Raw genomic sequence first — 5364 nt, 5'->3', positions numbered from 1 at the left:
TGCATGAGGAGCCTGACGATTACCTACTTTCACACGGGCAATCCGCACTATCATCGGCGTGGAGTCGTTTCACGGTCCTGTTCGGGATGGGAAGGGGTGGGACCGACTCGCTATGGTCATCAGGCATGACTTGTTGTTGTGTCGCGTTGGGGGGCGCCACAACCAATCTGGGAAGAAGTAGAGGTGTTTGGGTAGTGATCGTTGCACAACGACTCACTCAACCGGCGAAGCACAAACACACCGGTTATAGGATCAAGCCTTACGGGCAATTAGTATCAGTTAGCTCAATGCATTACTGCACTTACACACCTGACCTATCAACGTCCTGGTCTGGAACGACCCTTCAAGGGGCTCGAAGCCCCGGGGATATCTCATCTTAAGGCGAGTTTCCCGCTTAGATGCTTTCAGCGGTTATCTCTTCCGAACATAGCTACCCGGCGATGCCACTGGCGTGACAACCGGTACACCAGAGGTTCGTCCACTCCGGTCCTCTCGTACTAGGAGCAGCCCCCTTCAAATATCCAACGCCCACGGCAGATAGGGACCAAACTGTCTCACGACGTTTTAAACCCAGCTCACGTACCTCTTTAAATGGCGAACAGCCATACCCTTGGGACCGGCTACAGCCCCAGGATGAGATGAGCCGACATCGAGGTGCCAAACACCGCCGTCGATATGAACTCTTGGGCGGTATCAGCCTGTTATCCCCAGAGTACCTTTTATCCGTTGAGCGATGGCCCTTCCATACAGAACCACCGGATCACTATGACCTGCTTTCGCACCTGCTCGACTTGTCGGTCTCGCAGTTAAGCACGCTTATGCCATTGCACTATCAGCACGATTTCCGACCGTACCTAGCGTACCTTCGTACTCCTCCGTTACACTTTGGGAGGAGACCGCCCCAGTCAAACTGCCTACCATGCACTGTCCCCGATCCGGATCACGGACCAAGGTTAGAACCTCAAACAAACCAGGGTGGTATTTCAAGGACGGCTCCACCAAGACTAGCGTCCTGGCTTCATAGCCTCCCACCTATCCTACACAGATCGGTTCAAAGTCCAATGCAAAGCTACAGTAAAGGTTCATGGGGTCTTTCCGTCTAGCCGCGGGGAGATTGCATCATCACAAACACTTCAACTTCGCTGAGTCTCGGGAGGAGACAGTGTGGCCATCGTTACGCCATTCGTGCAGGTCGGAACTTACCCGACAAGGAATTTCGCTACCTTAGGACCGTTATAGTTACGGCCGCCGTTTACCGGGACTTCAATCAAGAGCTTGCACCCCATCATTTAATCTTCCGGCACCGGGCAGGCGTCACACCCTATACGTCCACTTTCGTGTTTGCAGAGTGCTGTGTTTTTATTAAACAGTCGCAGCCACCAGTTTATTGCAACCTCTTCACCCTCCTGGCGCAGGCCAGTCAAGCTACAGAGGCGTACCTTATCCCGAAGTTACGGTACCAATTTGCCGAGTTCCTTCTCCCGAGTTCTCTCAAGCGCCTTAGAATACTCATCTCGCCCACCTGTGTCGGTTTGCGGTACGGTCATCGTTAGACTGAAGCTTAGAGGCTTTTCTTGGAACCACTTCCAATTGCTTCGTGACCGAAGTCACTCGCGCCACACCCTTGAATCCTGTGCCCGGATTTGCCTGAGCACCTTCTCCAATGCAGCGACCGGGACGTCCAACACCCGGACAACCTTCCGCGATCCGTCCCCCCATCGCATCTAACAATGGTGCAGGAATATTGACCTGCTTCCCATCAGCTACGCATTTCTGCCTCGCCTTAGGGGCCGACTCACCCTACGCCGATGAACGTTGCGTAGGAAACCTTGGGCTTACGGCGAGGGGGCTTTTCACCCCCTTTATCGCTACTCATGTCAGCATTCGCACTTCCGATACCTCCAGCACGCTTTTCAACGCACCTTCGCAGGCTTACGGAACGCTCTCCTACCATGCGTGTCAAACACGCATCCGCAGCTTCGGTGACTGGCTTGAGCCCCGTTACATCTTCCGCGCAGGACGACTCGATCAGTGAGCTATTACGCTTTCTTTAAAGGGTGGCTGCTTCTAAGCCAACCTCCTGACTGTTTTAGCCTTCCCACTTCGTTTCCCACTTAGCCAATCTTTGGGACCTTAGCTGGCGGTCTGGGTTGTTTCCCTCTTGACACCGGACGTTAGCACCCGATGTCTGTCTCCCGTGATTGCACTCTTCGGTATTCGGAGTTTGCTATGGCGTAGTAATCCGCAATGGACCCCACAACCATGACAGTGCTCTACCCCCGAAGGTGATACACGAGGCACTACCTAAATAGTTTTCGGAGAGAACCAGCTATTTCCAAGTTTGTTTAGCCTTTCACCCCTATCCACAGCTCATCCCCTAACTTTTCAACGTTAGTGGGTTCGGTCCTCCAGTACGTGTTACCGCACCTTCAACCTGGCCATGGATAGATCACTTGGTTTCGGGTCTACGCCCAGCAACTGATCGCCCTATTCGGACTCGCTTTCGCTACGCCTGCCTTAATCAGTTAAGCTCGCTACTGAACGTAAGTCGCTGACCCATTATACAAAAGGTACGCCGTCACCCCTTGCGAGGCTCCGACTGTTTGTATGCATGCGGTTTCAGGATCTATTTCACTCCCCTCCCGGGGTTCTTTTCGCCTTTCCCTCACGGTACTGGTTCACTATCGGTCGATCACGAGTATTTAGCCTTGGAGGATGGTCCCCCCATCTTCAGACAGGATTTCACGTGTCCCGCCCTACTTGTCGTACCCCTAGTTCTTCCACGCTGTTTTCGCTTACAGGGCTATCACCTGCTATGGCCGCACTTTCCAGAGCGTTCAGCTAACAACACAGATAAAGAGTACAGGCTGATCCCATTTCGCTCGCCACTACTTTGGGAATCTCGGTTGATTTCTTTTCCTGCGGTTACTTAGATGTTTCAGTTCACCGCGTTCGCTTCACATGACCTATGGATTCAGTCATGGATGACCCATACGGGCCGGGTTTCCCCATTCGGACATCTTCGGATCAATGCTCGTTTGCCAGCTCCCCGAAGCTTTTCGCAGGCTACCGCGTCCTTCATCGCCTGTGATCGCCAAGGCATCCACCACATGCACTTGTTCGCTTGACCCTATAACGAGTGTGTCTGCTCGCGCTTTCACTTCCCGCTACAGGCTGAGTATTCGCGTTGTGCCGTATTCCAAAGCAATCTTTCGATTACCTTTTCATACTCGATACAATCACTACCCTGAATCTTCTACTCACACCCATCTCTAAGTGCTTTCAAGATTCTCTTTACTACTTCTTCCAGATTGTTAAAGAACGTTTAGCCGACAAGCGTACTTCCCTGCTTGCGACATCAACTGGCTTTCAATCGCCAATGCGCAGCGCTCATTCAAACGCTGTGCATTGAGGATTGGTGGAGGATGACGGGATCGAACCGACGACCCCCTGCTTGCAAAGCAGGTGCTCTCCCAGCTGAGCTAATCCCCCGTGTAGGCCTGACTTCGACTCCGTCTCTCATCAGCACGCCCGCGGGTGGTGGGTCTGGTTGGATTCGAACCAACGACCCCCGCCTTATCAAGACGGTGCTCTAACCGACTGAGCTACAGACCCTTAGCCTGTCTTTCTGACAGCCGATAAGCGTGAGCGCTTAATAACTTCGTGCGAAGCTCGAGAAAGGAGGTGATCCAGCCGCACCTTCCGATACGGCTACCTTGTTACGACTTCACCCCAGTCATGAATCCTACCGTGGTGACCGTCCTCCTTGCGGTTAGACTAGCCACTTCTGGTAAAACCCACTCCCATGGTGTGACGGGCGGTGTGTACAAGACCCGGGAACGTATTCACCGCGGCATGCTGATCCGCGATTACTAGCGATTCCAGCTTCACGCAGTCGAGTTGCAGACTGCGATCCGGACTACGATCGGTTTTCTGGGATTGGCTCCACCTCGCGGCTTGGCAACCCTCTGTTCCGACCATTGTATGACGTGTGAAGCCCTACCCATAAGGGCCATGAGGACTTGACGTCATCCCCACCTTCCTCCGGTTTGTCACCGGCAGTCTCCTTAGAGTGCTCTTGCGTAGCAACTAAGGACAAGGGTTGCGCTCGTTGCGGGACTTAACCCAACATCTCACGACACGAGCTGACGACAGCCATGCAGCACCTGTGCGCCGGTTCTCTTTCGAGCACTCCCGCCTCTCAGCAGGATTCCGACCATGTCAAGGGTAGGTAAGGTTTTTCGCGTTGCATCGAATTAATCCACATCATCCACCGCTTGTGCGGGTCCCCGTCAATTCCTTTGAGTTTTAATCTTGCGACCGTACTCCCCAGGCGGTCAACTTCACGCGTTAGCTACGTTACTAAGGAAATGAATCCCCAACAACTAGTTGACATCGTTTAGGGCGTGGACTACCAGGGTATCTAATCCTGTTTGCTCCCCACGCTTTCGTGCATGAGCGTCAGTGTTGGCCCAGGAGGCTGCCTTCGCCATCGGTATTCCTCCACATCTCTACGCATTTCACTGCTACACGTGGAATTCTACCTCCCTCTGCCACACTCTAGCCTGCCAGTCACCAATGCAGTTCCCAGGTTAAGCCCGGGGATTTCACATCGGTCTTAACAGACCGCCTGCGCACGCTTTACGCCCAGTAATTCCGATTAACGCTCGCACCCTACGTATTACCGCGGCTGCTGGCACGTAGTTAGCCGGTGCTTATTCTTCCGGTACCGTCATCCTCCATCCATATTAGGGACGAAGTTTTCTTTCCGGACAAAAGTGCTTTACAACCCGAAGGCCTTCTTCACACACGCGGCATTGCTGGATCAGGGTTGCCCCCATTGTCCAAAATTCCCCACTGCTGCCTCCCGTAGGAGTCTGGGCCGTGTCTCAGTCCCAGTGTGGCTGGTCGTCCTCTCAGACCAGCTACAGATCGTCGCCTTGGTAGGCCTTTACCCCACCAACTAGCTAATCTGCCATCGGCCGCCCCTGCAGCGCGAGGTCCGAAGATCCCCCGCTTTCCTCCGTAGATCGTATGCGGTATTAATCCGGCTTTCGCCGGGCTATCCCCCACTACAGGACACGTTCCGATGTATTACTCACCCGTTCGCCACTCGCCACCAGGGTTGCCCCCGTGCTGCCGTTCGACTTGCATGTGTAAGGCATGCCGCCAGCGTTCAATCTGAGCCAGGATCAAACTCTTCAGTTCAATGCCTGTTACTGTTTTCGGTTCCGTTAGAAACCGGTCGCTCACTCAACGTACTGACGATGATTAATGTCCGAAGACATAAACCTTCCTCTTAATACTTCGTGTGAGACTCTTGATTACTTTTGCTATTGCCGATTCCGAAGAACCGGCCGCACT

2 tRNA genes and 3 rRNA genes are annotated in these 5364 nt (G+C 53.5%); all 5 read right to left on the bottom strand.

Annotated elements, in window-relative coordinates:
- Positions 1-10: 10 nt before the first annotated feature.
- The 5 genes from rrf to AWB72_RS28195 all read right to left on the bottom strand — a co-directional run bounded on the left by rrf (position 11) and on the right by AWB72_RS28195 (position 5208).
- Positions 11-124: ribosomal RNA gene (gene rrf / locus AWB72_RS28215) — 5S ribosomal RNA — on the bottom strand.
- A gap of 124 nt (positions 125-248) precedes the next feature.
- Positions 249-3130 (bottom strand): 23S ribosomal RNA (locus AWB72_RS28210).
- A gap of 286 nt (positions 3131-3416) precedes the next feature.
- Positions 3417-3492 (bottom strand) — tRNA-Ala (locus AWB72_RS28205).
- A 46-nt stretch (positions 3493-3538) separates the two neighbouring features.
- Positions 3539-3615: transfer RNA gene (locus AWB72_RS28200), tRNA-Ile, on the bottom strand.
- Positions 3616-3677: 62 nt separating this feature from the next.
- Positions 3678-5208, bottom strand: a 16S ribosomal RNA gene (locus AWB72_RS28195).
- Together the 16S, 23S and 5S rRNA genes with 2 tRNA genes alongside form the textbook arrangement of a ribosomal RNA operon.
- Positions 5209-5364 lie beyond the last annotated feature (156 nt).

Origin of the sequence: Caballeronia concitans, from assembly GCF_001544615.1 — a bacterium.
In the GTDB taxonomy this organism is placed as follows: Bacteria; Pseudomonadota; Gammaproteobacteria; order Burkholderiales; family Burkholderiaceae; genus Caballeronia; species Caballeronia concitans.
Note: the sequence above shows the minus strand (reverse complement) of the source record. Positions and strands in the feature narration are given on the sequence as shown.